The following is a 26,158-nucleotide window of genomic DNA, read 5'->3' on the forward strand; positions in this document are numbered from 1 at the left end:
TCACGAGGAATCACACGCATTCAAGGAGAAAAGGCCATGATGCCCGTTCGCCGCGACTTACGCTTCAATCTTCCGCCCGAGCGTGCCTGCGATTGGCATGCACAAGGCTCGCACGTCACGCACTTCTTCAACGCCCTTTCGCTGCTGTTCCCGGCTGGCGAGCGTTTTTTCATGGACAGCGTGCGCCACTATCGCGACGACATCGACGACCCCGTGTTGAAAAAGCAGGTGCTCGGCTTTATCGGCCAGGAAGCCATGCATACGCGCGAGCATGTCGAGTACAACGACCTGTTGCAACAGGCCGGCTTGCCCGCGCATAAACTCGACAAGCGACTGTGGGCGATCCTCAACTTCGGCCGCAAGGTGCTGCCGCATTCGTATCAGTTGGCCGTCACCGTTTGCCTCGAGCATTACACGGCGATGCTTGCGGGTTTGCTGCTCGAGGACGCGACGCGCATCGACGGATCGGTTCAAGGCTACGCGCAGATGTGGACGTGGCATGCGCTCGAAGAGACCGAACACAAATCCGTTTCCTACGACGTATGGAACGCAGTGCTGAAGCCCGGCCTCGGCCGCTATCTGTTGCGCACGGGCGTCATGCTCGCCACGACGATCACGTTCTGGCTGATCGTGTTCGACTACCACGTGCGTCTGATCATCGCCGATCGCAAACGCGGCGGTCATGTGCGCGGCATGTGGCGCGTGCTGAAGTATCTTTATGGGCCACGTCATGGCGTTTTTCCGCGGATTGCCGGCGAATGGCTGAGTTTTTTCCGGCCGGGTTTCCATCCGTGGGACCACGATAATCGCGCGCAGCTTGCGCGCATCGACGGCCTCGTCGCAGCAGTCGATGCCGCCAACGCAGCCGCGCCGAATACGCGCCGCTCAGCGCGTCGCGGCATGCAGGCGGCCGCGTGATACGCGACACGTTGTCGGTGGATGCCGGCGACGTGCGGCTCGCCGTCTACGTCAGCGGACCGCGAGAGGCGCCGCCCATCGTGTTCGTGCACGGCTATCCCGACTCGGCCGCGGTGTGGGAACCGGTGCGCGCGCAACTCGACGCGCGCTATCGCATCATCAGCTACGACGTGCGCGGCGCAGGCGCGTCCGGCGCACCGGCCACGCGCGGCGGCTATCGTCTCGAACAGCTTGCTGCCGATCTCGCGGCGGTCGTCGATGCGACCTGCGGTGCGCAGCCGTTTCACCTCGTCGGTCACGACTGGGGCTCGATTCAAAGCTGGGAAGCCGTCACCAGTCCGGAATTCAAAGGACGGATTGCGTCGTATACGTCCATCTCGGGGCCGTGCCTTGATCACGCGTCGCTGGACTTGCGCGGCGCGAACGCTGCTGACGAAAAACATAGGATGACAAAACAATTTCCGCGCGGTCGCATCCGGCAAATTCTCAGGTCCTGGTACATCTTCTTCTTTCATCTGCCGTGGCTGCCGGAACTCGTATGGCGCCTTGGCGGCGCACGCATGTGGCCGCTGTGGTTGCGCATGACCGAGCGCGTGCGGGCACCGCGCGACCCCGCGCAACTGCGCAACGCGATCAACGGCCTCGGTCTTTACCGCGCGAATTTCATCGACAAGCTGCTGCATCCGCGCGCGCGCCACGCTCACGCGCCGGTGCAGTTCATCGTGCCGCTACGCGATCGTTACGTCGGGCCAGAATTGTCGCTCGGACAGGAAGCGTGGCTTGGTCCCTATGAGCGCATCGAGATTGACGCAGGCCATTGGGTTGTATTGCGCGAGCCGCAAGTGGTCGCCGCGCACATCGAACGCTTCGTTGCGCGGCACCTGTATCGACCGGGCGGCTCGGGTACATCGTCGTTCAACGCGCCGCTCAACGCTCGCGCGGCAGGCGACTGAATAGCGTCGGATAGTCGATCACGAGCCCGTCGTCATCCACTTTCATATTCGCCGTGAAATCGCGGAAAATGCCTTCATAGCGATACTCGCGATTCAGCTCGATACACGAATACGCCTGCTCGACTCGCGTGACCTGAAGATCCGGCGTCGAAATGTAGGCAACTTGCAGAGGCCGGCGCTCGCCTTGCGCGAGTTGCAACCGGCGAATCGGCAGCGTGTTGGTAAACGGCGTGGCTGCGATGTCGATGTCGATGCATCCTTCGATCGCGCTCAGCACAAGGCCGTGACCATCGCGCCAATGGCCCTCGCCGTCGCCGTGCAACTCCAGTTCTCCCGCGCCGACAATCTTCAGCCAAGCATGACGCGTGCGCCATTGCACATCGCAACGCACTGTGTAGTGCAGCCCATAGCTCTTGCCATAGCGCTGGCCGACGACAACGCTTTCTACTTCGAAGCCGTCGTCGCGCGCATCGAAGCTCAGATGTTCGATACCGTCGCCCTCTTGCGATGCCCACCGAAGTTCACGCATTGGATCGCCTCCTCGCGATGAAAACCGCGGCACGTGCCGCGTTTCGTATCGTAGCGCGAACGTCTTACTTTCGCCGATGCGCGAATCGCCGCATGATGCGAAGCGTTGCAAATAGCGACTATCAACGCGCCGGCATGCACGCAGCGGCAGCACTGCCCTATGCTCGCGTTTCACCTGTGTCCGCGACGTCGCCGCGATTCCAACGCTCATCGATCCACAACTCATGCACGCCGCCGCGACCGAAGCACACTCCGCAGCACTACGCACGCTGCTGCGCAGTCTTGGCCAGATCGTGCTGCAAGCGAACGCTTTTACGGGCGCATGTCTGCTGGCCGCCTGGCTACTGTGGGAGCCGCGTCTCGCGTGCGCGGCGCCGACCGGCGCGGTCGCGGCCAACGTGAGCGCGGTGCTGGCCGGCTATTCCGACGACGACCTGCACGCAGGACTCTACGGTTTCAACGGCGCGTTGGCCGGACTCGCCGCGTTCAGTTTCATCGCCGACAACGCGACCGCTGCCGCCGTCGCGATTCTCGCCGCAACAGGCACGGCCTGGCTGCTCGCACCGTGGTCGCGATGGCTGCGCTTACGCGGCCTCGACTATTTTTCGAGTCCCTGTCTGATCGTCACCTGGCTTTGGCTGCCGATGACCGCAAGCGCGCCGTCATCGTCGACGCTCGCAACGGCGCACGCGCACGCCGACCTCGCCAGCGGCCTGCTCGCTGGTCTCGCGCAAACCGCGTTCGCTGGCGGAGCATCAGCCGGCGTGCTGGTGCTGATCGGCATCGCCGTGGCATCTCCGCGCCACGCGCTCTGCGCGCTGACGGGTGCGGCGCTCGCGAGTGCCGAACATCTGCTGCTGGGCGCGACGGCAAGCTCGTTTAACGCGGGCCTGCTAGGATTCAACGGCGCGCTCACCGCATTGGCGCTGGCCGAATACGGGCTTGTATGGATGCTCGGCGGCGTGACGCTCGCGGCGCTGCTGCAAGCGGGCGCTGCGAGCGTTGGCTTGCCCGTGCTGACCGCGCCGTTCGTCGCCGCAACGTGGGGCGTGCAATGGCTGAAGCAGCGTCGCGCGCTAATGCTCTACTCGTAGGCACTCCGTTACGCACCATCAGGAGAAACATATGTCGTTCGCTCATGTACCGAAGGGCCGCGTCGCGCAATCCGGGCCACGCTCCGACGCGGAGCAGCAGACTCGCGTCGACCTCGCCGCCGCGTATCGACTCGTCGCGCTCAACGGCTGGGACGATCTCATCTACACGCACATCTCCGCGAGCGTGCCGAACGAGCCGGGCCACTTCCTGATCAATCCGTTCGGCCTCACATTCGATGAAGTGCGTGCGTCGAATCTCGTGAAGATCGACGTCGACGGCAATATCGTCGGTGCAAGCGAATACACGGTGAACGTGACGGGCTTCGCGATTCATGCGGCCGTGCATGCCGCGCGCGCCGACGCTTTCTGCGTGATGCATCTGCACAATACGGCCGGCGTGGCCGTCTCCGCGCAGCCTGCGGGACTGCTGCCCGCGTCGCAACACGCGCTGCGTTTTTATCGCCAGCTTGCGTATCACGACTATGAAGGCCTGGCATTCACACCCGCTGAGAGCGAGCGCCTCGTCGAGCATCTCGCGGACAAGCCGGCCATGCTGCTGCGCAATCACGGCACGCTGACGGTCGGCCGCACGGTCGCCGAAGCGTACGTGCTGATGGCCACGTTGCTCAAGGCTTGCGAGATCCAGTTGCAGGCGCAGGCATGCGGCGCGCCGCTCGTCGTGCCCGACGATGCAATCGCCACTCGCACGGCCGAGCAGCTCTACGATGGCGGCGCAATCGAAGGAATACTTGAATGGCCCGCGCTGCTGCGCAAGCTCGACCGGCTCGATCCGAGCTATCGTGATTAGCGCTTAACGGGCACGCGGCGCAGTACGCCGATCGCTTTATCAACGGAGCCATATACATTATGCCCACGTTTCATATCGAACTGTTTGAAGGCCGCTCACTCGAGCAGAAGCGCCAATTCGTCGAAGCAATCACGAAAGCGACATGCGAGTCGCTCGGCGTCGAACCGAATTCGGTGGACATTATTCTCACCGACGTGAAGCGCGAAAATTGGGCGACGGGAGGACGCTTGTGGTCCGACAGCGAGAGTTGAATTGAACCGCTGCGCGCGCGGTGCGCGCAGCGGTTTTATTGCTCAGCGACGCATGAACAAAATGCGCCGCTGTGGCGGCGTAACAACACGCCGCCGCTACTCCAGAGCCATTAGAAGCGGTGAATGATGCCCACGCCGCCTGCAACCTGGCTGCGCGACGAAGACGGCGCGCTGTTCTGACCGTCGCCGATATCGGCCGTCGCGTTGATGATGCTCACGCCGTTGTTGCCGATCGTCTTGCCGTTCGCACGTTGATACGCTTCCACCGCATACAGACCCGTACGCTTGGAGAGGCTGTAGTACTGCGACAGGTTGAACTGGTGATAGCTGGCTGCGCTCGAAATGCCATTCGATTCCGTCGCACGCGTGTAGCTATAGCCGGCTGCCAAGTCGAGTGCGCCGATCGGCTTGAAGTGCACCACTGCGCCACCCGTGTTGAACGTCGCCTGATGACGGAAACCCGAGTTCACACCCGGAATGTATTGCACGTTCGAGTACGAGAACGACACGTCCCATTGCGAGCTGAACGCGTAGCCGCCGGTAACCGCGAAGCGCTGCTGAGCCTGCGCCGTGCGATAGCCGTTCGTGATGCCGGACAGACCCGGGCCGCTCGTCGCACCGTTATTCGACGTAGTCGACTCGGGGCCCCACAGACCACCGCCAGGTGTCGAGTTGTTGATGCGCTGGAAGCCCGCTGCGATACCGAACGGACCGTTCAGGTACTGCACCGCGGCGCTCCACGTCGAGCCGGCGTTGAAGCTGCCCGGCACGCCGCCCAACGAGTACGAACCGCTCACCGTCACACCGTACATCTTCGGCGACGTGTACACGAGGGAGTTATTCGCGCGATAGATCGTATCCAGCGAATCGAGATCGCCCGGGTGTGCGCCGTAAGCGCCCGTCAGCCACGTAGTCGGGCTATACGGCGACAGCAGCGTGTAGTACGACGTGTACTGACGGCCAGCCGTCAGCGTACCGTACGTGGGGTTCGTCACGCCGATCCAGGCCTGGCGGCTGAAGCCGAGGCCGTTCACGCTCTGCGCGCCGGTTGCGCTGTTAAAGCCCTGCTCCAACTGGAAAATGGCCTTCGTGCCGCCGCCAAGATCCTCGCTACCCTTCAGGCCGAAGCGGCTACCCGCCCAGATGCCGTTGTTCATCTTCACAACCGAGCGGCCGCCCGAATTCGAGCCGAGCGCAGCCGAGCTGCTTTGGTAGCCGATCCCTGTATCGACGATACCGTACAACGTCACGCTGCTCTGAGCGTGTGCGCCAAGGGCGAACAGGCCAAGGGCGGAGGTTGCTAGTGCCTTTTTCATTTATGCTCCTCTTTAAAAAATTGTTCTTGACTACCGGTCATTGTCTGAACCGCGCAACCGGTGAATCGGGATGTCCGGTCAGAAAACCGGGTGTCCATTAATCAGGCTCGGCAACCACGTGGAGAACATCGGGACGTACGTCACAATGTTAATGGCGCTGAAGATAGCGAGGTAATAAGGCCACGCCACCTTGGTAGTTTCCCCAATCGACACATTCCCAATCGCGCAGCCGATGAACTGCACTGAGCCGATCGGCGGATGCACGAGACCCAATGCGCAATTCAGCAGGATCATGATGCCGAACTGCACGGGGCCGACGCCGCTATGCATTGCCATCGGCAGGAACAGCGGCGTGGTGATCAGAATGTGCGCCGCCATATCGACAAACGTGCCGAGGAAGATCTGGATGATGTTGATGTACAGCAGCATCAACCAGGGAATGCTCGTTGCGCCGTCGAGCATGTGCTCGATTGCATCGGGGATCTCCAGATAAGCCATCTGGTAGCGCAGCATGTTCGATACGCCAATCAGAAGCAGCACGACGCCCGTCGTTTTCGCGGCTTTCGACAAGGCGAAAGAGAGCTTCTTCAGCGTCATCGTGCGATACACGACGACTGTCAGCACAAGCGAATAAGCGACTGCAATAGCGGCGGCTTCCGTCGCCGTAGCAATACCCTTTGCCACGCAGACCAGAATGATCGCGATGACCATCAGGCCCGGCAATGCGCCGAGGAACGTGCGCGCGACCGCGAGCCAGCCGGGGAAACGCTGCAGTCCGGTGGAACCGTCGGGACGGCGCGGATAGCCGTAGCGCACGGCTTGCCAGTACGCGGCGATCAGCACGAAGCCCATCACCCACAACACCGGCAAGAGACCCGAGAACAGCAGATCGCCGATCGACACGCCGCTCATCGGCACACCGTTCAGCGTTCCTGTAATGCCCTGCGCGGCGAACGCGTAGATGATCATGTTCGTCGACGTCGGCATCAGCGCGCCCGCCAGCGACGAATGCGTCGTGACGTTGACGGCGTATGCGGCGCTGTAGCCTTCGCGCTTCATCAACGGAATGATGACGCCGCCCATTGCCGATGTGTCCGCCGTGGGCGAACCCGAGACGCCGCCGAACAACGTGCACGCGACCACATTGGCCATGCCGAGGCCGCCGCGGAAATGACCGACGGTGGCTTGCGCAAAACGCAGGATGCGATCGGCAATCCCGCCGTGGAGCATCAGCTCGCCGGAGAAGATGAAGAACGGTACGGCGAGGAATGAAAACGCATTCATCCCCGAGACCATCGACTGCATGGCGGTGGCCGCGGGCAGTCCCTCGTACAGATACGTCAGCACGCACGAGAGTCCCAGCGCGAACGAAACAGGAACGCCGAGTACCAGAAAAACGATGAAACTGATAGAAAGGAGGGCAAGTTCCATGATTGTTCTATTTGTGTTTCTTTGCGAAAAGCGCGAGCAGGTTCTCGATTGAGAACGACGCGATGCAGACGCTGGCAATAACCGGGATCAGATAACGAAGCGCTTCCGGCAAACCCAGAATTGGAATGTGGTCATGCCGCGTGGTCTCCGCCATCTCCAGAGAGCCGAAGAAGATCGCCACGGCAAGCGCGATCAGGCACAAGTGCTGGAACACGTGCGCGATCAGTTGGCCTTTCACCGGCAGGCTCTTCACGAGCGAATCGAGCCCGATATGGCCGCCTTCGCGAACTTTGAGCGCGGCGCCGAACATCGCGATCACGATTACGAGCAATAGCGCGATGGGTTCGACGAAATCGGGCGCGTCGCTAAATACATAGCGCATCACGACGCCATAGATCACCAGCAGACTCAGCGCGGCAAGGCTGACGGAGGCGATGACGGTTAGCGTGCGAAAGAGAAAATCGTTTGGGCGTTTCATGAATCTCTTGATCCCATTCTTGCCTGCCGACATCAGCGGCGGCATTCAGCATGCGGCATGCAGCGGGAAAGTCCGCAGCTTCCTGCAAGACTTTCCCGCTGCGTAAAACACCATGCGACTCTTACTTGATTGCCTGGATTTCGTCGACGAGCTGCTTCATTTGCGGGGTCTTTTCATACTTCGCCCACACCGGCTGCATCACCTTGACGAATGCCGCGCGATCGATCTGCGACGGTGCGACGATCTGCGCGCCGCCCTTCGTCACGGTCTTGCTCGCGTCGCTTTCGCGTGCGGTCCAAAGCTTCTGGTAGTACGGCACGGAATCAGCCGCGGCCTTCTTGATGATTTCCTGTTCTTGCGGCGAGAGCGTGTCCCAGATCTTCTTCGAGAAGACGAGAACTTCCGGCGTCATCGAGTGCTGCGTTTCCGAATAGACCGGCGCGACTTCGAAGTGCTTGGTCTCTTCGTACGACGGCAGATTGTTTTCCGCTGCGTCGACGAGGCCCGTCTTCAGGCCCGTATAGACTTCGGCGAACGGCATCGGCGTCGGCGTGCCGCCCATTGCCCTGATTTCGTCGACCATCAGATCCGACGGCTGCACGCGCACTTTCAGGCCCTTCATGTCGGCGGGCGTGCGAATCGGCTTCTTCGTGTAGATGGAGCGCGCGCCGCTTTCATAGAAAGTCAGTGCGATCATGCCCTTCGCTTTGAACGCGTCGAGAATCTTCTGGCCTTCCGGGCCGTACATCACCTTGCGGAAATGGTCGATGTCACGGAACAGGAACGGCAGCGACGGGATCATCGATTCAGGAACGATCTCGTTGAATGCCGCGCCGTTCGCGCGCGCCATGTCGAGCGCGCCGATGCGCACCTGATCGATCGTATCGTTCTCCGAACCAAGTGCGCTGTTGCCGAATACCTTCACCGAGTCCTTGCCGTCGGTTGCCTTCTTGATCTGCTCGCCCATGTACTTGACGGCCATGTTCGTCGGGTACGTGTCGCCATGCACGTCCGACACGCGGAACACGCGCGCCTGCGCCGACATGGCGCCGAAGGCCAGCACGGAGGCGGCGACGATCAACGAAACACGGGAAGAGGCAAACTTCTTATTCATCGTGACATTCCTCAAAATTAGACATCCAATCGATGCAAAGAGCCGCTTGCAACAGCCGCTCGCGGACAGCCGGTAGCGAACTGCCGTAACGACGGCCAGTCTCGGATGTGACATGGTTTTGCTGCGTCTCCCGGCGCGGCGCCCGCGGTCCCCTGCGGTGGCGAACGCCCTGCCGTGCTGTCCGTGCAACGTCCCCGGCACAAAGATCAGCACTCCTGTCAGACAACTCGACTTCTTTTACTTCTGCTGCGTCGGCATGCCTGGGCGTGAACCTCTGAACCGTCGCGCACGCCAAAGCCGCCGCGTACCACGCAATGCGCTGCTATCTCGAAAAGTACAGAAAGCAATCTGTTTGCGCTTATACGTTGTACGACGACATACGAAGTCTATAAAACGCAGTTTGAGTTGTACAGACGGTATTTACCCGAGGAAACGGGCATCCGGTAGAGATGACCTGAATACGCTGTCAGCATGGATAAGCGCGACAGCGATGGGGATTGCAAAACAATGCGATGGGCTAAAGCCGGAACGCCGACTTTTCGTAAAACGACGACGAAATCGTCGTACCCGCGCCACAATGTTGTATGACGAGTGATGAATTAACGAGCGTGAAACAATAAGCGCCGGTCGCGTTGCCCGCGCCGGCGCTCTTTCCGACTGCTCTCTTTCGCTTACAGATCGCCGGCGAATTCCGGCTCTGGCAAGCCGCTGACGCCCGGACGCACCGCGAAGAGATGCCCGTCGTGTTCGCTCGCGCCAGCCGCCGGGCGAATCGACGTGACGAACAGCGTGTCCAGGTCGCGGCCGCCGAATGCGCACATCGCGGGTTTGATCGCGGGCACGTTAATCTGCCGGTCGAGCTTGCCTTGCGGCGTGAAGCGCAGCAGCGCGCCCGCGTCGTTCGCGCAGATCCAGTAGCAGCCGTCGGCATCCACCGCCGCGCCGTCGGGCCGCCCCACATAGTGGTTCAGGTCCGCGAACACGCGCCGGTTGCGCGGCTCGCCGGTTTCGACGTCGTAGTCGAAAGCCCATATCTGTCTGCGCAGCGGGTGCGAGTCCGACAGATACATCGTGCTGCCATCGGGAGACCAGCCGAGGCCGTTCTGCGTGATGAGTCCGTCCACGACCGGCGCCGACAGCACGCCGTCCGCGTCCAATCGGTAGAGCGCGCCGGCCGGGTTGGCGGCCGCCATATCCTGCACCATCGTGCCGGCCCAGAAGCGGCCTTGCCGGTCGCAGCGGCCGTCGTTGAAACGCATGTCGCCGAACGGGAAGACCGGCGCGGCGAGCTTGCGTCCGCTGACTTTCACGGGCTCGGCTTGCGTCGCAAGAGGCGCCGAAGCGTCGCTCAGCGTCACCGCGAAAAGTCCGGTCTCACAGCCCGCGAGCACGTTGCCGCGACGATCGAACGCGATGCACGCGACCTTCTCGGGCAACAGCCATTCAGACCGCTCGCCGCTTTCGAGTCGCAAGCGCACGATTTTTTGCGCCGGAATATCGACCCAGTAAAGCGCCTGTTCGGCCGCGCGCCATACCGGACTCTCGCCCACGGCAGCCGGCACCGGCCCCGCCGCTTCGACGCGTTCGACCCGTTCGACGCGAGGATTGCCCGCCGCGCTCATCGCTTCGGCTCCATCGGCCCGGCCAGCACGAATGGGCCGCCCTGAAAGCGCTGCGTGGGATCGTCCAGATCGGCAGTCGGCGCGGTGACCGGGAACAGATGCTCGAACCGAACCGAGCTGTCCTGCGGACGGAAACCGAGAAACGCCGCTTTGGTGTTATCGACCCACTTGGTGCGGTTATCCGACACGCCGTACACGATCGCGTGCCCGACGCGATTCGTGAACAGCGAACAGCGCACGAGTTCGATGAAGTCGCGATAGCTCAGATACGTGACGAGCATGCGCGGGTTCTTCGGCTGCTCGAACGACGAGCCGATCCGCAGACACACCGTTTCGAGTCCGAAGCGGTCGAAGTAATAGCGCGACAGCGATTCGCCGAAGCATTTCGTCACGCCATACAGGCTGTCGGGGCGCAACGGCGCATCCGTATCGAGCACTTCCGTCACCGGATGAAAACCGACCGCGTGATTCGAGCTTGCGTAGACGACGCGCTTCACGCCCTGCTTCTGCGCCGCCGAATACAGGTTGTACAGACCACGAATGTTCGCTTCGAGCAGATCCGCGAACGGCGCTTCGACGGAGATGCCGCCGAGGTGAATCACCGCGTCCACGCCTTCGAGCAGCGCGAGGACCGCGGCTTCGTCGGCGAGGTCGACGATCGACGCTTCTTCGTGCGCAGCCAGCTCGCCGAGCGGCGCGATGTCGGTCACGCGCACCACGTCGGCCCACGCGGCCAGCGCGCCGCGCAATTGCTTGCCGAGATTGCCTGCCGCGCCGGTGAGCAGCAGGCGTCGAAACGGTTTTTTCGAGGATGGGCGGTCGGAATTCGAATCAGTCATGTCTTTTTGTTTGAGCCGTCTATGAGGCGGATGAGGCGAACAAGGCAAATGAAGCTAACGAAGCAGTGAAGCCACCACGTAAAACGAGCCGCGAATTTCGCGGCTCGCCAGATGCGGCACTCAGGTCACCGGCGCCGGATTGAACAGCGCCAGCGCATTATGCAGCTTCAGCTTCTCGGCGCAGGTCTTCTTGCGGCCGCTCGCGACGTCGAGCATGAAGCGGAACAGTTCCCAGCCCACCTCTTCGATCGTCGCCGTGCCCGTTGCGATGGTGCCCGCGTTGATGTCCATCAGGTCGTGCCAGCGGCGCGCCAGATCCGAACGCGTCGCGACCTTGATGACCGGCACTTCGGCGAGACTGTACGGCGTGCCGCGGCCCGTCGTGAAGACGTGCAGATTGATGCCGGCCGCCAGTTGAAGCGTGCCGCAGATAAAGTCGCTCGCCGGCGTCGCCGCATAAATCAGCCCTTTCTGGCGCACTTTCTCGCCCGGCGACAGCACGCCCGAAATCGCCGAGTTGCCCGACTTGATGATCGAGCCCATCGCCTTTTCGACGATGTTCGACAGCCCGCCCTTCTTGTTGCCCGGCGTGGTGTTCGCGCTGCGGTCCGCGCCGCCGCGCTTCAGATAATCGTCGTACCACTGCATCTCGCGGATGATCGCCTGCGCGACGTCCGCGTTGGCCGCGCGCGCCGTCAGTTGATCGACGCCGTCGCGCACTTCGGTCACTTCGGAGAACATCACGGTGGCGCCCGCGCGCACCAGCAGGTCGGTCGCGAAGCCCACGGCCGGATTCGCGGTGAGGCCGGAAAACGCGTCACTGCCGCCGCATTGCACGCCGACCACGAGATCCGCGGCGGAACACGTCTCGCGACGCCGGTTGTTGAGCCGCTTCAGATGACCTTCCGCGGTCCTCATGATCGAATCGATCATCGACTGGAAGCCGACGTGCGATTCGTCCTGCAACACGACGACGTCGCCGTTCTCGTCGGCGCCAAGATCGCCGATGTCCGCGATCTCGCTCGGGTTCTGCGCGGCGGCGATCGGAATCGTGCCGGGCGGCATCAGGCGCTCCGGCTGCAATTTCTCGCAACCGAGGCTCACCATCATCACCTCGCCGCCGAAGTTCGGATTCAGCGCGATGTTGCGCACCGTGCGGATCGGCACCATCGCGTCGGGCGCGTCGATCGCCACGCCGCAGCCGTAGGTGTGGCCGAGGCCGACCACGTCGTCGACATTCGGGTACTTCGGCAGCAACTCGGCCTTGATGCGCACGACCGCGTGTTCGACCACATCCGCCACGCATTGCACTGTCGTGGTGATCGCCAGAATGTTGCGCGAGCCCACCGAGCCGTCCGCGTTGCGATAGCCCTCGAAGGTGTAGCCCTCGAGCGGCGGCATGGCCGGCGCCTTGATCGTCGCGATGGGCAAATCTTCGAGTCCCGGCGGACTCGGCATGCGGATCACGTGCTCGTTGATCCAGCTTCCCTTGGGCAGCGCCTTCAGCGCATAGCCGATCACCACGTTGTAGCGGATGACCTCGTCGCCCTCGGCCAGATCGGCCAGCGCGACTTTGTGGCCCTGCGGCACGCGCTCGCGCAGCACGAGGCCGTCGGGGAATACGGCGCCCTCACCCAGTCCGCCGTCGTTCACGACGATCGCGACATTGTCATTGGGGTGAACGCGAATGTAGAGCGGTGAAAGTTCCATTGCATCGATCCTTATGGCGATTTACGCCTTCTGCGCCAGCTTATTCATACGTCATCCTACAACATGCGAATCGCGCGAGATGTTCCGTATTTACCCTAACAGCACCATTATGCCGCGAAAACACCGTTGAGTTAGCCGAATTGTTGTTGTACGATGACGTATAAGAAATCTTCATTTCTATTGATCCAACCTACACCGACGCCTGGATACAGACATCATGACGACACCGCAGGAACTCAAGCAGATCGTTTCAGAAGGCCTCCTCTCCTTTCCGGTCACCGACTTCGACGCACAAGGCGAATTCCGCGCCGACACCTTCGCCGAGCGCCTCGAATGGCTCGCTCCGTACGGCGCTTCGGCGCTGTTCGTCGCCGGCGGCACGGGCGAGTTCTTCTCGCTGACGCACAACGACTATTCGAACGTCGTGCGCACCGCAGCCGAAGTCTGCAAGGGCAAGGTGCCGATCCTGGCCGGCGCTGGCGGCCCGACGCGCGTCGCCATCGAGTATGCGAAAGAAGCCGAGCGCCACGGCGCAAACGGCATTCTGCTGATGCCGCACTATCTGACGGAAGCCTGCCAGGAAGGCATCGCCGCGCACGCCGAAGAAGTCTGCAAGTCGGTGCCGAACATGGGCGTGATCATTTACAACCGCGCCAATTCGAAGCTTAACGCCGACATGCTCGAGGGTCTCGCCGAGCGCTGCCCGAACCTGATCGGCTTCAAGGACGGCGTGGGCGAGATCGAAAACATGGTGACGATCCGCCGCCGTCTGGGCGACCGCTTCTCGTACCTCGGCGGCCTGCCGACCGCGGAAGTCTACGCCGCGGCCTACAAGGCGCTGGGCGTGCCGGTGTACTCGTCGGCGGTGTTCAACTTCATTCCGAAGACCGCGATGGACTTCTACCGCGCAATCGCCGCGGACGACCACGCGACCGTCGGCAAACTGATCGACGAATTCTTCCTGCCGTACCTGAAGATTCGCAACCGCCGTGCCGGTTACGCGGTGAGCATCGTCAAGGCGGGCGCGAAGCTCGTCGGCCACAGCGCCGGCCCGGTGCGTGCGCCGCTGACCGATCTGACCGAAGAAGAAATGGCGCAACTCGACGCGCTCATCAAGACGCTCGGCCCGCAGTAACGCAGCGCGCGTGGCCGGCGGATCGACTGCCGGCCACGCGGACAACTGCCGCAGATGAGAGCCGCATAGACGGCTGCGCAAGGAGCGCCCGGAGACGACCGCGTCGCCGGGCGTTTTTCGCACATGCGGTCGAGGCCACGAGCCCGCTCTCTTGTACAAGAATTAAGGAGATGACCATGGAAATGAGCCGCACGGCGAGTTCCGCCAACGTCGCAAAGCGCACCAAAGTCCGCTACGCGATCCTGCTTCTTATCTTTGTAATCACCACGTTCAATTACGCAGACCGCGCGACGCTGTCGGTCACCGGCTCGGCGATGCGCGCCGAATTCGGCTTCGACGCGATCCGCATGGGCTACATTTTCTCGGCGTTCAGCTGGGCTTACGTGGCCTCGCAATTGCCGGCCGGCTGGCTGCTGGACCGCTTCGGCGCACGGCGCGTGTACGCCGCGAGCATTTTCTTCTGGTCGCTCTTCACGCTGCTGCAAAGCTCGATCGGATTGCTCGGCAGCGCGGCCGCCGCGGTGACGGGTCTCTTCGTGTTGCGTTTCGCGATGGGCGCGGCGGAATCGCCGGCCTTTCCGGCCAACGCCAAAGTCGTGGCGAGCTGGTTTCCGACCAAGGAACGCGGCACCGCATCGGCGATCTTCAACTCGGCGCAATACTTCGCGGCAGTGATCTTCACGCCGTTGATGGCCTGGCTCACGCACGCGTTCGGCTGGCACATGGTGTACGTCGTGATGGGCGTGGCCGGCTTGCTGCTCGCGCTCACCTGGCTCAAGGTGATGAAGCATCCCGCCGACCATCCGGGCGTGTCGGCTTCGGAACTCGAGTACATCGAACAGGGCGGCGGCGTGATCAACGGTCACCAGAAAACCGGTCCCGCCGACGTCGAAAAGGCCGGCGGCTGGTCGCTCGTGCGCCAGTTGCTGACGAACCGGATGCTGGTCGGCGTCTATCTCGCGCAGTACTGCATCAACGTGCTGACGTACTTCTTCCTGACCTGGTTTCCGATCTACCTCGTGCAGGCGCGTCACATGACGATTCTGCAGGCGGGCCTCGTCGCGTCGTTGCCGGCGATCTGCGGATTTTCCGGCGGCGTGCTCGGCGGCATTCTGTCGGACTCGCTGATCCGGCGCGGCCATTCGCTGACCGTCGCGCGCAAGGTGCCGATTGTCGGCGGCATGCTGCTGTCGGTGTCGATCATCGGCTGCAACTACGTTTCCACCGACTGGATCGTCGTCGCGCTGATGTCGCTCGCATTCTTCGGCAAGGGCATCGGCGCGCTCGGCTGGGCGGTGGTCGCCGATACGTCGCCGAAGGAAGCGCTCGGTTTGTCGGGCGGCATCTTCAACATGTTCGGCAACGTGGCCGGCATCGTCACGCCGATCGTGATCGGCTACCTGGTCGCGCAAAGCGGCTCGTTCAACGGCGCGCTGGTGTTCGTCGGCGCGAACGCGCTGCTGACGGTGTTCAGCTACCTCGTGATCGTGAAGGACATCAAGCGCGTGGAGCTGCGCCCGCGCTAAGCGCGGCGCGAATTACAGCGCCCGGCTTCGGGCCGCGGCCGCGCGCTGCGGCCCGGCCCTCACCTCCCGCTCAAATTGATCCGGCCTTTCTATAATCAGTCGTCAGACGACGGTATAATGGATCGCAGAAAGTATCTGCAACTATCTGATTCAAGGGGCGTTTTCGATGGCTACACCACTGGCATCCGCGGCACCGCCACGACGCGCTCGTAATCTCGCCGAGCTCGTCGTCAATTACGTCACCGAGCAGATCGCGTCCAACGCGCTGAAGCCAGGCGACAAGCTGCCGACCGAATCGCAACTCATGGTCACGCTGAGCGTGAGCCGCACGGTCATTCGCGAGGCAATTTCGCGCCTGCAGGCGGGCAAGGTCATCGAGACGCGGCACGGCATCGGCAGCTTCGTGCTCGAGCCGCAGCGCGAAAAGCTCGGTATCGACATGGTGCCGGCCACCACGCTGCGCGACGTGCTGTGCATCCTCGAATTGCGGATCAGCCTCGAAACGGAATGCGCGGGTCTCGCGGCCCAGCGTGCCAAACCGGAAGACCTCGCGCGCATGCGCGCCGCGCTCGACGCGATCGAAGCGACGCGCCATAACGGGCTCGACAGCGTCGAGGCCGACCTGCAGTTTCATATTTCGGTGGCGCGCGCCACGGGCAACCGCTATTTCGTCGACATCCTCACGCAAATGGGCAGCGCGCTGATTCCGCGCAACCGTCTCGATTCCGCGGGCATTGCGCGCGCCGAGCCGGACGCGTACCTGTCGCTCGTCAACCTCGAGCACGAGAGCATTCTCGAAGCGATCAGCCGCCACGACGCCGACGGCGCGCGCGCGGCCATGCGCATGCATCTGTCGAATAGCCGCGAACGGCTGCGTCGCGCGAACGAAACGTCCGAGGCGAATAGCTGAACGCGCCGGTTTTTCAAGCGCATAGAAGTACGACTACGCGCCAACGGTAAAAAGAAAATGGCCGGGGAGTTCACCTCCCCGGCCATTTTTCATTCGATGCCGCCAATCAGGCGCGCTTAGCTGCGCGTGATCTCGCCATCGCGGCGACGCCACAGATTCAGCGGATTGCTGTCAGCCAGCGCCTCGGGCAACAGATCCGCCGGGAAGTCCTGATAGCAGACCGGGCGCAGGAAGCGCTCGATCGCCGTCGTGCCGACCGAGGTCGCGCGGCTGTCGGAGGTCGCCGGGAACGGGCCGCCGTGGACCATCGCGTGGCAGACTTCGACGCCGGTCGGAAAGCCGTTGACCAGCAGACGCCCGGCCTTGCGCTCGAGAATCGGCACGAGCTTCTGGGCTGCGGGCACGTCGGCGGCGTCCATCTGGATCGTGGCCGTCAGTTGGCCGGCAAAGTGCTCGGCAACTTGCAACAACTCGGCTTCATCCTTGCAGCGCACGATCGTCGATGCCGGACCGAATACCTCGTCCTCCAGCGCCGGCGTGGCGACGAACGTCTGCGCATCAGTCACGAACAGTGCGGCGCGCGCCTGGTTCGGGCCCGTTACGTCGGCGCCGCGCGCCACCGTTTCGACGCCGGCGGTCTTGGCCAGCTTGCCCTCGCCTTCCGTGTAGGCGGAGTGGATGCCCGAAGTCAGCATGGTCTGCGCGGGCTTGGCGGCCAGCGCTTCAGAGGCGGTGGCGACGAAGCTCTTCAGCGCATCGCTGTCGACGGCAATCGCGAGGCCCGGGTTCGTGCAGAACTGGCCGGCGCCCAGCGCGAGCGAATCGACGAAACCGCGCGCGATGTTCTCGGTGCGCTGCTTGAGCGCGTTCGACAGCAGAAACACCGGGTTGATGCTGCTCATTTCCGCGTAGACGGGAATCGGCTCGGGGCGCGCCGCCGCGACGCGCATCAGCGACAAGCCGCCCGCGCGCGAACCGGTGAAGCCGACCGCCTTGATCGCCGGATGCGCGACGAGCGCCTCGCCGACCGAATTGCCCGCGCCGACGATCAGCGAGAACACGCCTTCCGGCAGGTCCATTTCCGCTGCGACGCGCTGGATCACACGGCCGACCATCTCCGAGGTCCCGAGGTGCGCGCGATGCGCCTTCACCACGACCGGACAGCCGGCCGCGAGCGCCGCGGCCGTGTCGCCGCCGGCCACCGAGAACGCGAGCGGGAAATTGCTGGCGCCGAACACGGCGACCGGTCCCACCGGAATCCTTTGCATGCGCAGGTCGGAACGCGGCAGCGGCTTGCGGTCCGGCAACGGCGAATCGAGCGTCGCGGTAAGCCACTGGCCCGAGCGCACTACTTGCGCAAACAGCTTGAGCTGGCCGGTCGTGCGGCCGCGCTCGCCTTCCAGACGCGCCTTCGGCAAGCCGGATTCCTGCTGCGCGCGCTCGACGAGCGCATCGCCCAACGCCGTGATGCCGTCCGCGATACGTTCGAGGAACTCGGCGCGCACGCTGAGCGGCAGTTGCCGGTACGGATCGAATGCCTTGCCCGCCAGTTCGCAGGCGAGGTTGACGTCGCTAGCCGTGCCGCTGCCGAAAACCGGCTCGGCGATGTCCGTGCCGGTGGTGGGATTGAACGCGTGCAGCGCCTGTTCGGCGCCGCGCACGGCCTTGCGGCCGATCAGCATTTCGCCGGTGATCTGGCCGGTGACTTCGCTGGAATGGGACATGTCTCTCTTCCTTGTATTAGAGCGCTAGATATAAGTCATCCTACAACATACAGGTGTGCCGATGCAACCGGAACCGCCTACTCGCACATGGGCTTTCAGCGTCATTCCGGGTTAACGTGACCGTTACAACGGCTGAATCGGGTGCTAATCTGGACATAGATATACGACGACCTATAACGTGCGGTTCAGCCATCGTCGGAACTTGACCCGATCCATTTGCCGTTCGAGGAATACGTTCATGCCAGCCGCGCCCTGCCAGCCTTATCAGTCTCTTCCCAACAGCTTCCGCCACGCCGTGCGCAGCGGTGAAACGCTGGTCGGCTGCTGGGCCTCGCTCGCGAGCCCGATTGTCGCCGAACTGCTCGGCGTGATCGGCTTCGACTGGCTGCTGCTGGACGCCGAACACGCGCCCAACGACGTCCTCACGCTGATCCCGCAACTGATGGCGCTCAAGGACAGCCGCAGCGCGCCGGTCGTGCGCCCGCCGGCCAACGAGAGCGTCGTCATCAAGCGGCTGCTGGACAGCGGCTTTTCCAACTTCCTCGTGCCGTTCGTCGATAACGCCGACGACGCGGCGCGCGCGGTCGCCGCCACCCGCTATCCGCCGCAAGGCGTTCGCGGCGTCTCGGTGGGCCACCGCGGCAACCGCTACGCGACGGTACCCGACTATTTTGACATTGCCAACGACAACGTCTGCGTCATCGTGCAGATAGAGAGCCGTCAGGCCGTGAACTCGATCGACGCGATTCTTGCCGTCGACGGCGTCGATGCGGTATTCGTCGGCCCGTCCGACCTCGCGGCCGCCTACGGACATCTCGGCAACGCCGCGCATCCCGACGTGCAGCAGGCGATCGCCCATGTGTTCGAACGCGCGCAGGCCGCGGGCAAACCGAGCGGCATTCTTGCGCCGGTGCAAGCCGACGCCGAACGCTATCTCGCGATGGGCTGCCGCGTCATCGCCGTGTGCGCCGACCTCGGGCTGTTGCGAAACGCCGCGCAGGCCGTCCATCAACACTTCATCAAGAACCCGGCTGGCCAGAGCTAAGCCACGCGCAGCGCGGGCGCAAACCAGGCCGCCATGACATCTCTGGAGCATTCCATGCAAAAAGCAGGCTTTATCGGACTCGGCATCATGGGCAAGCCCATGGCCGCGAATCTTCTCAAGAACGGCGTCGCGCTCGCCGCCTTCACGCGCAGCGGCGTGCCCGACGATCTCACCAAGGCCGGCGCACAGGCATGCGACAGCCCCGCCGCCGTCGCCGCGCAGGCCGACATCATCTTCATCATGGTGCCGGACACACCGGACGTCGAGCGCGTACTGTTCGGCGAAAACGGACTGGCGAGCGCGTTGCATGCGGGTCAAACGGTGGTCGACATGAGTTCGATCTCGCCGATGGCCACGCGCGAGTTCGCCGCTCGCGTGCGCGAAACGGGCGCGGATTATCTCGATGCCCCGGTATCGGGCGGCGAAGTCGGCGCGAAGGCCGGGTCGCTCACCATCATGGTCGGCGGCGAGCAGGCTACGTTCGACAGCGTGAAGCCGCTGTTCGACATGATGGGCAAGAACGTCACACTGATCGGCGCGGTCGGCGCGGGCCAGGTGTGCAAGGTCGCGAATCAGGTGATCGTCGCGGCCACGATCGAGGCGGTCGGCGAAGCGCTGCTGCTCGCGTCGAAAGCGGGCGTGGACCCGGCGCGCGTGCGCGAAGCGTTGATGGGCGGCTTTGCGTCGTCGCGCATTCTCGAAGTGCACGGCGAGCGCATGACGAAGCGCACCTTCGATCCGGGCTTTCGCATCGAACTGCATCAGAAGGATTTGAATCTCGCGCTCTCGACCGCGCAGACGCTCGGCGTTTCGTTGCCGAATACGGCCACCTGTCAGGCGCTTTTCAATGCGTGCGTCGCGCACGGCGGCAAGGCATGGGATCACTCGGCGATGGTGCGTGCGCTCGAAGTGCTCGCCAATCACGAGATCGGCCAGCAAACAACCTGATCCATCACGCGCGTTCCGCCGCGCCGCTTCGCCCGTTCGACGTCGATGAATGGGTAAAGCGGCGCGTGTTGCGTTCTGGGCCAGAACAAACCGACAAATTCCCTTCGTTTCTTTCAATCATTAAGGATGACTGACTTAACAAGAACAATCGCAATGAACGCCGTACTTTCGAGCATCGACGATTATTTACAACGCCCTGAAGGGCAAGGAGACATTCGTGGCGAGTCACTATAAAAACAGCGGCAAGCGGGCAGCATCAGTGAACGCGGCTCATGCCGAACCTTATTCACCTGGACGCCGGGCGTTCATGGTGTTCGCCGGCACCTCCGCGGGCGCGACGCTGCTCGGCGGTCTGTCCGCGTGCGGCGGCTCGGGCAGTTCGGGCCTCACACCCGAAGATCCGATCTGGGGCAGCTACGGCGCCGCGACGCAGATCGTCGCTTCGCTCGCCGGCATCAAACAGTCGATGTTCCCGTCGCGCGACTTCGTCGTTACGCAATACGGCGCGCAACCATGCGCGGTGGTCGCGGCAACCAATCCGTACACGGGCTCGTCGTCGCCCGCGAGCCCCGGCTCCAACCAGACCAACGCGGCGTCTTCATTCGACTCGCGCCCGGCGTTCCTCGCCGCGATTCAGGCAGCCAACGCGGCGGGCGGCGGCCGCGTCGTGGTGCCGTCCGGCAACTGGTATTGCGCGGGTCCGATCGTGCTGCTCAGCAACGTCAATTTTCATTTGAGCGCCAATTGCACAATCTATTTCAGCCCGAATCCCGCGGACTATGCGAAGGACGGCCCGGTCAACTGCGGCGCGAACGGCAACCTGTTTTACAGCCGCTGGCAGGCGAACGATTGCCTGAATTTCGGCTCGCCCGTCTACGCGCGCAATCAGTCGAACATCGCACTGACCGGCGAAGACGCGACCTCGGTGCTCAACGGTCAGGCGATGACGCCGTTCGCCGGCTCGGGCAACACCGCGACGTGCTGGTGGACCTTCAAGGGATCGAACGGGGCCTACGGTTGCGTGAGTTCGTCGACGCCCTCGCAGGTGTACAAGAACCCGAGCAACGTGGATCTGCGAACTGTAGCGCCCGGCATTTCCGACGCGCTCTACACGCAGTTGACGAGTCCGACGACGCCCTGGCAAGAGGATCAGAACTACTTGCCCGCGCTCTCGGAAGCGGGCGTGCCGATTGCGAAGCGCATCTTTGGCCTCGGTCACTATCTGCGCCCATGCATGGTCGAGTTCATCGGCTGCACGAATGTACTGATGGAAAACTACGCCACGAACAACACGCCGTTCTGGCAGCATCATCCGACCGATTGCAAGAATGTCGTGATTCGCGGCGTGACGACCAACAGCATCGGTCCGAATAACGACGGCTTCGACCCCGACGCGTGCGACAACGTGCTGTGCGACGGCGTGACCTTCAACACGGGCGACGACTGCATCGCGATCAAGTCGGGCAAGGATCTCGATACGCAATACGGTCCCGCGCAAAATCACGTGATCCAGAACTGCACGATGAATAGCGGCCACGGCGGCATTACGCTCGGCAGCGAAATGGGCGGCGGCGTGCAGAACATTTACGCGCGCAATCTCCAGATGCTGAATCAGAACTGGGCGACCAATCCGCTCAATATCGCGATCCGTATCAAGACCAATATGAATCGCGGCGGCTTCGTGAAGAACTTCTACGTCGACAAGGTCACGTTGCCCAACGGCGTCGCGCTGAAAGGAGGCGGCTACGGCAGCGCGCTGCTCGCCGGCAGCCCGATCAACGGCACCGTGCCGCTTGGCGTGGTGACTGCGACTGCGGCCAATCCGTCCGCGGCTCAGGGCGGCCTGATTACATTCGACTGCGATTATCAGCCGGCCAACGACGCAATCAGAACGCGGCCGGCGGTCGTGCAGAACGTCAACATCTCGAACGTGCAGGCGAGCAACGTCACGCTCAACGGCGTCACGGCTTCGTGTTTTCAGGCGATCGTCGCGCAAGGCCCCGTCGCGTTCGACTACAACGGACCGACGCCCGCGCCGACCGTTCCGCCGATCACCGGCGTGACGATCTCGAACTGCAATCTCGGCACTGCCGTTTGCGCGGGACCGGCCAACGCCACCACGCCGGGGCCGATCTATGCGTACAACGTCAACGGCATTGCGTTGAAGAACGTCGTGATCGGCGGGACGACGTACAACACGAACGTGGTCGATCAGCGGTAAGACGCGCGCGCGGCGGAGTTGCTGCTGCGCCGCGTTGTGAAAAAAACCGCTCGGGAGAGCGGTTTTTCTACGGTTTTTTCTTGCTAACAGCGCATGACGCGCTGAGCAAAAATCAATCTTCCAGCAACGACAGATCGCGCACCGCGCCCTTGTCGGCCGACATCACCAGCTTCGCGTAAGCCTTGAGCGCCGCCGACACCCGGCGCGGACGCGCCTTCGCCGGTTTCCATCCCTTCGCGTTCTGCTCCTCGCGGCGGCTTGCCAGCTCCGCGTCGGACAGCAATACGTCGATCGTGCGCTTCGGAATGTCGATGCGGATCTTGTCGCCGTCGCGCACGAGGCCGATCGCGCCGCCCGCCGCCGCTTCCGGCGAACAGTGGCCGATAGAGAGACCCGACGTGCCGCCCGAGAAGCGGCCGTCCGTCAGCAGCGCGCACGCTTTGCCGAGACCTTGCGACTTGATGTAGCTCGTCGGGTAAAGCATTTCCTGCATGCCCGGCCCGCCCTTCGGACCTTCGTAACGGACGATCACCACGTCGCCCGCCTTCACCTTGCCCGCGAGAATGTTCTCGACCGCTTCGTCCTGCGATTCGGTGACGTGCGCGGTGCCTTCGAACACCAGAATGCTTTCGTCCACGCCGGCGGTTTTCACCACGCAGCCGTCGAGCGCGATGTTGCCGGTCAGCACCGCAAGGCCGCCTTCCTTCGAGAACGCGTGCTCGTACGAACGGATGCAGCCTTCGGCGCGATCCAGATCGAGACTCGGCCAGCGCGTGTTCTGGCTGAACGCCACCTGCGTCGGAACGCCGGCCGGGCCGGCCATGTAGAAAGTCCTGACCGCTTCGTCGTCAGTGCGAACGATGTCCCACTGATCGAGCGCGTCTTTCAGCGTCGGCGCGTGGACCGTGGGCACGTCGGTGTGCAGCTTGCCCGCGCGATCCAGCTCGCCGAGGATCGCCATGATGCCGCCCGCGCGATGCACGTCTTCGATGTGGTACTTGTTGGTGTTGGGCGCCACCTTGCACAGCTGCGGAACCACGCGCGACAGGCGGTCGATGTCCGTCATCGTGAAGTCGATCTCCGCTTCGCGCGCGATGGCCAGCAAATGCAGAATCGTGTTGGTCGAGCCGCCCATCGCGATGTCGAGCGTCATCGCGTTTTCGAACGCCTTGAAGCCGACCGCGCGTGGCAGCACGCTCGCCTTTTCCTCTTCGTAATACTCGCGGGCCAGTCCGACGATGCGGCGGCCGGCGCGCTTGAAGAGCTGCTCGCGGTCCGCGTGCGTGGCGACCACCGTGCCGTTGCCCGGCAGGGAAAGACCGAGCGCCTCGGTGAGGCAGTTCATCGAATTGGCCGTGAACATGCCCGAGCACGAGCCGCACGTCGGACATGCGGAACGCTCGACTTCGGCGACGTCGGCGTCGGAATACGCCTTGTCGGCGGCGATCACCATTGCATCCACGAGATCGAGCTTCTTGAATTCGATGGTGCCGGTCTTCGGATTGGCGAGGCGCGTCTTGCCCGCTTCCATCGGGCCGCCGGAAACGAAGATCACCGGAATGTTCAGGCGCATCGCGGCCATCAGCATGCCAGGCGTGATCTTGTCGCAGTTCGAGATGCACACCATCGCGTCGGCGCAGTGCGCGTTGACCATGTACTCCACCGAATCCGCGATGATGTCGCGGCTCGGCAGCGAATACAGCATGCCGTCGTGGCCCATCGCGATGCCGTCGTCGACGGCGATGGTGTTGAATTCCTTGGCGACGCCGCCGGCGGCCTCGATCTCGCGCGCGACGAGCTGGCCGAGGTCCTTCAGGTGCACATGGCCGGGCACGAACTGCGTGAACGAATTGACGACCGCGATGATCGGCTTCGAGAAGTCTTCGTCTTTCATGCCGGTGGCGCGCCACAGCGAGCGCGCGCCCGCCATGTTGCGGCCGGCGGTGGAGGTTTTGGAACGGTATGCGGGCATCGTGGTTGTTGAATGAATATCGCTTGAAAGAAGCGGGCCAAGGGAGTGACGGCCCCTCGAGCGCCCGTGCGAACAACCTCGTGAGCCGCGCCGCGGGCAAAACGCGCAATTATCCCACAGGGTCCGGCGGTGTGCGGGTCGCAAGTGCGGCTGGGCGGCGTTCGCGGCGAGGCTTGCGGCGGTGTGCAACGGACTGACCCGTGAACGAAAACGGCGCCCGCAGGCGCCGCTTTGGCTGAACGTCAGCGCCGCGTGATGCCGGCGCGCACGCTTCGTCGAATGTGTTCGTCGAATCTTCGTCGAATATCTGCGTCGATTACTTGGCCGGGACCACGCCATTCGCCTGCGACCAGCGCGGCTCGGGCGTCTTGTCCGCGCTCTTCGCGAGCAGGCACACCACGCCCGCCGCGATGATGTCGAACACCGCGAGCACCACGAAGAGCGGGCTGTAGCCGACCTGCGTCACGAGCACGCCGAACAGCGCCGTGAAAGCCGCCGCGCCGAGATAGCCGGCCATGCCGCCCATGCCGGTGGCCGTCGCGACTTCGTTCTTGCCGAACATATCCGACGTGATAGCGTACAGTGCGCCCGACAGCGTCTGGTGCGCAAAGCCGCCCACGCACAACAGCGCAACGGCCACATACGGACTCGCAACGAGGCCCACGCACGCCGGCCCGATCATGCACAGCGCGCCGACCACGAACACCATCTTGCGCGACGTGAACAGCGAAACCTTCGCGTACTTGTGAAACAGCGGGCTCAGATAACCGCCGAGCACGCAGCCGATATCCGCGGCGAGAAACGGCATCCACGCATACAGCGCGATTTCCTTCAGGTTCATGTGACGCTCGGTCATCATGTAAAGCGGAATCCACGCGTTGAAGGTCTGCCATGCCGGCTCGGACAAAATGCGCGGAATGCCGATCGCCCAGAAGTCGCGGCTCTTCATCATCGCGAACCAGTTGCGCTTGGGCGCGCCATCGTCGCTATGCTTCGCTTCCTGACCGCTCAGGATGTAGTCGCGCTCCGCGTCGCCGAGCAGCTTCTGCTTGCGCGGATGCTTGTACAGCACCATCCACACGGCGCTCCACACAATCCCCGCGACGCCGACGATCACGAACGCCAGTTGCCACTGCCCATGCAACAGCGCCCAGACCACGAGCGGCGGCGCGAGCAAGGCGCCGATCGACGAACCGATGTTGAACCAGCCGATCGCCACCGAACGCTCCTTGGCCGGAAACCATTCGCTCGTGGCTTTCACGCCGGCCGGAATGCCCGCCGCCTCGGCAATGCCGAGCAGGCCGCGGAAGAAAGCGAGGCTGCGCCATCCCGTCGACCACGCTGCCGCCGCACAGGCGAGCGACCAGGCCAGCGCGAACGCCGCGAAGCCGATCTTGGTGCCGACCGTATCGAGCAGAAAGCCCGCGACCGGCTGCATGAACGCATAGCAAAGCTGCCATGCGACCACGACGTGAGCATATTGCTCAGTCGTGATGTGCAGGTCTTTCATCAGCGTCGGCGCGGCCACCGACAACGTATTGCGCGCCAGATAATTGATGATGAGCCCGGCTGCGACCAGACTGACCATCCACCAGCGGATGCCCTTGATCTTCAT

22 protein-coding genes are annotated in these 26,158 nt (G+C 63.2%); 11 read left to right on the top strand and 11 right to left on the bottom strand.

The window, feature by feature from the left end; translation table 11 throughout:
* Window positions 1–36 precede the first annotated feature (36 nt).
* Together BGRAMDRAFT_RS28330 and BGRAMDRAFT_RS28335 are read left to right on the top strand one after the other, a co-directional pair.
* Window positions 37–918 carry a metal-dependent hydrolase gene (locus BGRAMDRAFT_RS28330; RefSeq protein WP_006052325.1) on the top strand — a complete coding sequence of 294 codons (882 nt, stop codon included), beginning with the start codon at window positions 37–39 and terminating at the stop codon, window positions 916–918.
* A complete protein-coding gene (locus BGRAMDRAFT_RS28335; protein WP_006052326.1) occupies window positions 915–1,871 on the top strand; it encodes an alpha/beta fold hydrolase in 957 nt (318 codons plus the stop codon). Before BGRAMDRAFT_RS28330 ends, BGRAMDRAFT_RS28335 begins: the two co-directional genes overlap by 4 nt.
* Here the strand turns inward: BGRAMDRAFT_RS28335 and BGRAMDRAFT_RS28340 are convergent.
* Window positions 1,846–2,400, bottom strand: a complete 555-nt coding sequence (locus BGRAMDRAFT_RS28340) for a putative glycolipid-binding domain-containing protein (RefSeq protein WP_006052327.1) — start codon at window positions 2,398–2,400, stop codon at window positions 1,846–1,848. The genes BGRAMDRAFT_RS28335 and BGRAMDRAFT_RS28340 overlap by 26 nt on opposite strands.
* A gap of 223 nt (window positions 2,401–2,623) precedes the next feature.
* Between BGRAMDRAFT_RS28340 and BGRAMDRAFT_RS28345 the strand changes: the two genes are divergently transcribed.
* From BGRAMDRAFT_RS28345 to BGRAMDRAFT_RS28355, 3 genes are read left to right on the top strand one after another with little or no spacing between them, the layout of a single operon-like run.
* Complete coding sequence (locus BGRAMDRAFT_RS28345) at window positions 2,624–3,493, top strand: urea transporter (RefSeq protein WP_006052328.1); 870 nt, start codon at window positions 2,624–2,626, stop codon at window positions 3,491–3,493.
* A 31-nt stretch (window positions 3,494–3,524) separates the two neighbouring features.
* On the top strand, window positions 3,525–4,301 hold the full coding sequence (locus BGRAMDRAFT_RS28350; protein ID WP_006052329.1) for a class II aldolase/adducin family protein: 777 nt from the start codon (window positions 3,525–3,527) through the stop codon (window positions 4,299–4,301).
* 59 nt (window positions 4,302–4,360) lie between these two features.
* Window positions 4,361–4,552, top strand: coding sequence for a 4-oxalocrotonate tautomerase (locus BGRAMDRAFT_RS28355; RefSeq protein ID WP_006052330.1), 192 nt, complete (start codon window positions 4,361–4,363; stop codon window positions 4,550–4,552).
* Window positions 4,553–4,662: 110 nt separating this feature from the next.
* On the opposite strand, the gene BGRAMDRAFT_RS28360 is transcribed toward BGRAMDRAFT_RS28355, so the two are convergent.
* From BGRAMDRAFT_RS28360 to garD, 7 genes are all read right to left on the bottom strand, one after another.
* Window positions 4,663–5,868 (bottom strand): porin, encoded by a 1,206-nt coding sequence (locus tag BGRAMDRAFT_RS28360; protein ID WP_006052331.1) that lies wholly within the window; start codon window positions 5,866–5,868, stop codon window positions 4,663–4,665.
* Window positions 5,869–5,946: 78 nt separating this feature from the next.
* A complete protein-coding gene (locus tag BGRAMDRAFT_RS28365; protein WP_006052332.1) occupies window positions 5,947–7,299 on the bottom strand; it encodes a TRAP transporter large permease in 1,353 nt (450 codons plus the stop codon).
* A gap of 7 nt (window positions 7,300–7,306) precedes the next feature.
* Window positions 7,307–7,822: a TRAP transporter small permease gene (locus BGRAMDRAFT_RS28370; protein ID WP_006052333.1), complete on the bottom strand. Its 516-nt coding sequence runs from the start codon at window positions 7,820–7,822 to the stop codon at window positions 7,307–7,309.
* 76 nt (window positions 7,823–7,898) lie between these two features.
* Window positions 7,899–8,891 carry a TRAP transporter substrate-binding protein gene (locus BGRAMDRAFT_RS28375; RefSeq protein WP_006052334.1) on the bottom strand — a complete coding sequence of 331 codons (993 nt, stop codon included), beginning with the start codon at window positions 8,889–8,891 and terminating at the stop codon, window positions 7,899–7,901.
* A gap of 671 nt (window positions 8,892–9,562) precedes the next feature.
* A complete protein-coding gene (locus BGRAMDRAFT_RS28380; RefSeq protein WP_006052335.1) occupies window positions 9,563–10,513 on the bottom strand; it encodes an SMP-30/gluconolactonase/LRE family protein in 951 nt (316 codons plus the stop codon).
* Window positions 10,510–11,352, bottom strand: a complete 843-nt coding sequence (locus BGRAMDRAFT_RS28385) for an NAD-dependent epimerase/dehydratase family protein (RefSeq protein WP_006052336.1) — start codon at window positions 11,350–11,352, stop codon at window positions 10,510–10,512. The genes BGRAMDRAFT_RS28380 and BGRAMDRAFT_RS28385 overlap by 4 nt, the downstream gene beginning before the upstream one ends.
* Before the next feature lie 120 nt (window positions 11,353–11,472).
* Entirely contained in the window at window positions 11,473–13,062 is a 1,590-nt protein-coding gene (gene garD, locus BGRAMDRAFT_RS28390; RefSeq protein WP_006052337.1) for a galactarate dehydratase, read from the bottom strand.
* A 217-nt stretch (window positions 13,063–13,279) separates the two neighbouring features.
* Between garD and kdgD the strand changes: the two genes are divergently transcribed.
* The 3 genes from kdgD to BGRAMDRAFT_RS28405 all read left to right on the top strand — a co-directional run bounded on the left by kdgD (window position 13,280) and on the right by BGRAMDRAFT_RS28405 (window position 16,633).
* Window positions 13,280–14,197: a 5-dehydro-4-deoxyglucarate dehydratase gene (gene kdgD, locus BGRAMDRAFT_RS28395; RefSeq protein WP_006052338.1), complete on the top strand. Its 918-nt coding sequence runs from the start codon at window positions 13,280–13,282 to the stop codon at window positions 14,195–14,197.
* 176 nt (window positions 14,198–14,373) lie between these two features.
* Window positions 14,374–15,723, top strand: a complete 1,350-nt coding sequence (locus BGRAMDRAFT_RS28400; RefSeq protein ID WP_006052339.1) for an MFS transporter — start codon at window positions 14,374–14,376, stop codon at window positions 15,721–15,723.
* A 166-nt stretch (window positions 15,724–15,889) separates the two neighbouring features.
* A complete protein-coding gene (locus tag BGRAMDRAFT_RS28405; RefSeq protein WP_006052340.1) occupies window positions 15,890–16,633 on the top strand; it encodes a FadR/GntR family transcriptional regulator in 744 nt (247 codons plus the stop codon).
* Window positions 16,634–16,749: 116 nt separating this feature from the next.
* On the opposite strand, the gene BGRAMDRAFT_RS28410 is transcribed toward BGRAMDRAFT_RS28405, so the two are convergent.
* Window positions 16,750–18,357 (bottom strand): aldehyde dehydrogenase (NADP(+)), encoded by a 1,608-nt coding sequence (locus BGRAMDRAFT_RS28410; RefSeq protein WP_006052341.1) that lies wholly within the window; start codon window positions 18,355–18,357, stop codon window positions 16,750–16,752.
* A gap of 238 nt (window positions 18,358–18,595) precedes the next feature.
* Here BGRAMDRAFT_RS28410 and garL point away from each other — a divergent pair, with 238 nt between their 5' ends.
* From garL to BGRAMDRAFT_RS28425, 3 genes are all read left to right on the top strand, one after another.
* On the top strand, window positions 18,596–19,402 hold the full coding sequence (gene garL, locus BGRAMDRAFT_RS28415) for a 2-dehydro-3-deoxyglucarate aldolase (protein WP_006052342.1): 807 nt from the start codon (window positions 18,596–18,598) through the stop codon (window positions 19,400–19,402).
* Window positions 19,403–19,435: 33 nt separating this feature from the next.
* The gene (locus BGRAMDRAFT_RS28420) at window positions 19,436–20,350 is read left to right on the top strand and encodes a 2-hydroxy-3-oxopropionate reductase (RefSeq protein WP_083803859.1); all 915 of its coding nucleotides are present in this window, start codon (window positions 19,436–19,438) and stop codon (window positions 20,348–20,350) included.
* A 307-nt stretch (window positions 20,351–20,657) separates the two neighbouring features.
* On the top strand, window positions 20,658–22,571 hold the full coding sequence (locus BGRAMDRAFT_RS28425) for a glycoside hydrolase family 28 protein (protein ID WP_232292381.1): 1,914 nt from the start codon (window positions 20,658–20,660) through the stop codon (window positions 22,569–22,571).
* 112 nt (window positions 22,572–22,683) lie between these two features.
* Here the strand turns inward: BGRAMDRAFT_RS28425 and ilvD are convergent, their stop codons facing one another.
* Together ilvD and BGRAMDRAFT_RS28435 are read right to left on the bottom strand one after the other, a co-directional pair.
* Window positions 22,684–24,543, bottom strand: a complete 1,860-nt coding sequence (gene ilvD / locus BGRAMDRAFT_RS28430) for a dihydroxy-acid dehydratase (protein WP_006052345.1) — start codon at window positions 24,541–24,543, stop codon at window positions 22,684–22,686.
* A 316-nt stretch (window positions 24,544–24,859) separates the two neighbouring features.
* A complete protein-coding gene (locus BGRAMDRAFT_RS28435; protein ID WP_006052346.1) occupies window positions 24,860–26,158 on the bottom strand; it encodes an MFS transporter in 1,299 nt (432 codons plus the stop codon).

It is taken from the genome of Paraburkholderia graminis C4D1M, assembly GCF_000172415.1.
GTDB lineage: Bacteria > Pseudomonadota > Gammaproteobacteria > Burkholderiales > Burkholderiaceae > Paraburkholderia > Paraburkholderia graminis.

Bases quoted from the DNA above. Each gene is read 5' to 3' on its own strand.
- BGRAMDRAFT_RS28375 (WP_006052334.1), bottom strand. From the start codon at position 8,891: ATGAATAAGAAGTTTGCCTCTTCCCGTGTTTCGTTGATCGTCGCCGCC.
- BGRAMDRAFT_RS28405 (WP_006052340.1), top strand. From the start codon at position 15,890: ATGGCTACACCACTGGCATCCGCGGCACCGCCACGACGCGCTCGTAAT.
- BGRAMDRAFT_RS28355 (WP_006052330.1), top strand. From the start codon at position 4,361: ATGCCCACGTTTCATATCGAACTGTTTGAAGGCCGCTCACTCGAGCAG.
- BGRAMDRAFT_RS28420 (WP_083803859.1), top strand. From the start codon at position 19,436: ATGACATCTCTGGAGCATTCCATGCAAAAAGCAGGCTTTATCGGACTC.
- garL (WP_006052342.1), top strand. From the start codon at position 18,596: ATGCCAGCCGCGCCCTGCCAGCCTTATCAGTCTCTTCCCAACAGCTTC.
- BGRAMDRAFT_RS28330 (WP_006052325.1), top strand. From the start codon at position 37: ATGATGCCCGTTCGCCGCGACTTACGCTTCAATCTTCCGCCCGAGCGT.
- BGRAMDRAFT_RS28435 (WP_006052346.1), bottom strand. From the start codon at position 26,158: ATGAAGATCAAGGGCATCCGCTGGTGGATGGTCAGTCTGGTCGCAGCC.
- kdgD (WP_006052338.1), top strand. From the start codon at position 13,280: ATGACGACACCGCAGGAACTCAAGCAGATCGTTTCAGAAGGCCTCCTC.
- BGRAMDRAFT_RS28360 (WP_006052331.1), bottom strand. From the start codon at position 5,868: ATGAAAAAGGCACTAGCAACCTCCGCCCTTGGCCTGTTCGCCCTTGGC.
- BGRAMDRAFT_RS28365 (WP_006052332.1), bottom strand. From the start codon at position 7,299: ATGGAACTTGCCCTCCTTTCTATCAGTTTCATCGTTTTTCTGGTACTC.
- BGRAMDRAFT_RS28370 (WP_006052333.1), bottom strand. From the start codon at position 7,822: ATGCCGCCGCTGATGTCGGCAGGCAAGAATGGGATCAAGAGATTCATG.
- BGRAMDRAFT_RS28340 (WP_006052327.1), bottom strand. From the start codon at position 2,400: ATGCGTGAACTTCGGTGGGCATCGCAAGAGGGCGACGGTATCGAACAT.
- BGRAMDRAFT_RS28425 (WP_232292381.1), top strand. From the start codon at position 20,658: ATGGTGTTCGCCGGCACCTCCGCGGGCGCGACGCTGCTCGGCGGTCTG.
- BGRAMDRAFT_RS28410 (WP_006052341.1), bottom strand. From the start codon at position 18,357: ATGTCCCATTCCAGCGAAGTCACCGGCCAGATCACCGGCGAAATGCTG.
- BGRAMDRAFT_RS28380 (WP_006052335.1), bottom strand. From the start codon at position 10,513: ATGAGCGCGGCGGGCAATCCTCGCGTCGAACGGGTCGAACGCGTCGAA.
- BGRAMDRAFT_RS28345 (WP_006052328.1), top strand. From the start codon at position 2,624: ATGCACGCCGCCGCGACCGAAGCACACTCCGCAGCACTACGCACGCTG.
- BGRAMDRAFT_RS28385 (WP_006052336.1), bottom strand. From the start codon at position 11,352: ATGACTGATTCGAATTCCGACCGCCCATCCTCGAAAAAACCGTTTCGA.
- ilvD (WP_006052345.1), bottom strand. From the start codon at position 24,543: ATGCCCGCATACCGTTCCAAAACCTCCACCGCCGGCCGCAACATGGCG.
- BGRAMDRAFT_RS28400 (WP_006052339.1), top strand. From the start codon at position 14,374: ATGGAAATGAGCCGCACGGCGAGTTCCGCCAACGTCGCAAAGCGCACC.
- garD (WP_006052337.1), bottom strand. From the start codon at position 13,062: ATGGAACTTTCACCGCTCTACATTCGCGTTCACCCCAATGACAATGTC.
- BGRAMDRAFT_RS28350 (WP_006052329.1), top strand. From the start codon at position 3,525: ATGTCGTTCGCTCATGTACCGAAGGGCCGCGTCGCGCAATCCGGGCCA.